General features: G+C 50.6%; 1 rRNA gene. It reads left to right on the top strand.

Going from position 1 to position 1,814, the window contains the following annotated elements:
• A 23S ribosomal RNA gene (locus TW85_RS24135) occupies positions 1-1,724 on the top strand; the annotation flags it as partial.
• Positions 1,725-1,814: the final 90 nt, after the last annotated feature.

Raw genomic sequence — 1,814 nt, 5'->3', positions numbered from 1 at the left:
GCATGGTAGAGGAGCGTTCTGTAAGCCGTTGAAGGTCAAGCTGTAAGGCAGGCTGGAGGTATCAGAAGTGCGAATGTTGACATGAGTAACGATAAGGGGAGTGAAAAACTTCCCCGCCGGAAGACCAAGGTTTCCTGTCCCATGTTAATCAGGGCAGGGTGAGTCGGCCCCTAAGGCGAGGCAGAAATGCGTAGTCGATGGGAAACAGGTTAATATTCCTGTACTTGCATATATTGCGATGGAGAGACGGAGAAGGCTAGGCCAGCACAGCGATGGTTGTCTGTGTTTAAGGCGGTAGGCTGGTGACTTAGGTAAATCCGGGTTGCCTTAAGGCCGAGAACTGATGACGAGCCCTCTTTTGGGTGAAGTGGTTGATGCCATGCTTCCAGGAAAAACTTCTAAGCTTCAGATATATGGGAACCGTACCCCAAACCGACACAGGTGGTCAGGTAGAGAATACCAAGGCGCTTGAGAGAACTCTGGTGAAGGAACTAGGCAAAATGGTACCGTAACTTCGGGAGAAGGTACGCCGATTTTGGTGATGGGATTTACTCCTTAAGCTGAGATTGGTCGAAGATACCAGGTGGCTGCGACTGTTTATTAAAAACACAGCACTCTGCAAACACGAAAGTGGACGTATAGGGTGTGACGCCTGCCCGGTGCTTGAAGGTTAATTGATGGGGTTAGCATTAGCGAAGCTCTTGATCGAAGCCCAAGTAAACGGCGGCCGTAACTATAACGGTCCTAAGGTAGCGAAATTCCTTGTCGGGTAAGTTCCGACCTGCACGAATGGCGTAACGATGGCCACACTGTCTCCACCAGAGACTCAGTGAAATTGAAATCGCAGTGAAGATGCTGTGTATCCGCGGCTAGACGGAAAGACCCCGTGAACCTTTACTATAGCTTCACAGTGAACTTTGAACCTACTTGTGTAGGATAGGTGGGAGGCTTTGAAACCAAGACGCTAGTTTTGGTGGAGCCACTCTTGAAATACCACCCTGGTATGTTTGAGGTTCTAACTCAGGTCCCTAATCGGGATCGAGGACACTGTGTGGTGGGTAGTTTGACTGGGGCGGTCTCCTCCCAAAGAGTAACGGAGGAGCACGAAGGTGTGCTCAGCATGGTCGGAAATCATGCGAAGAGTGTAAAGGCAAAAGCGCGCTTAACTGCGAGACAGACACGTCGAGCAGGTACGAAAGTAGGTCTTAGTGATCCGGTGGTTCTGTATGGAAGGGCCATCGCTCAACGGATAAAAGGTACTCCGGGGATAACAGGCTGATACCGCCCAAGAGTTCACATCGACGGCGGTGTTTGGCACCTCGATGTCGGCTCATCACATCCTGGGGCTGAAGCCGGTCCCAAGGGTATGGCTGTTCGCCATTTAAAGTGGTACGCGAGCTGGGTTTAGAACGTCGTGAGACAGTTCGGTCCCTATCTGCCGTGGACGTTTGAGATTTGAGAGGAGCTGCTCCTAGTACGAGAGGACCGGAGTGGACGAACCTCTGGTGTTCCGGTTGTCACGCCAGTGGCATTGCCGGGTAGCTACGTTCGGACGGGATAACCGCTGAAAGCATCTAAGCGGGAAGCCTCCCTCAAGATGAGATCTCACTGGAACTTTAAGTTCCCTAAAGAGCCGTTGAAGACTACGACGTTGATAGGCTGGGTGTGTAAGCGTTGTGAGGCGTTGAGCTAACCAGTACTAATTGCTCGTGAGGCTTGACCATATAACGCCAAAATGGTTTAGCGTTATATTACGATTTAGATGGTAAAACATCACAAGCTGGTTTGAGGCTTGGTTATCGTTCTATTCAAAA

The organism is Marinomonas sp. S3726, assembly GCF_000967665.1.
In the GTDB taxonomy this organism is placed as follows: Bacteria; Pseudomonadota; Gammaproteobacteria; order Pseudomonadales; family Marinomonadaceae; genus Marinomonas.
The sequence above is the reverse complement of the archived record's forward strand: the minus strand, read 5'-3'. Positions and strand labels throughout refer to the sequence as shown.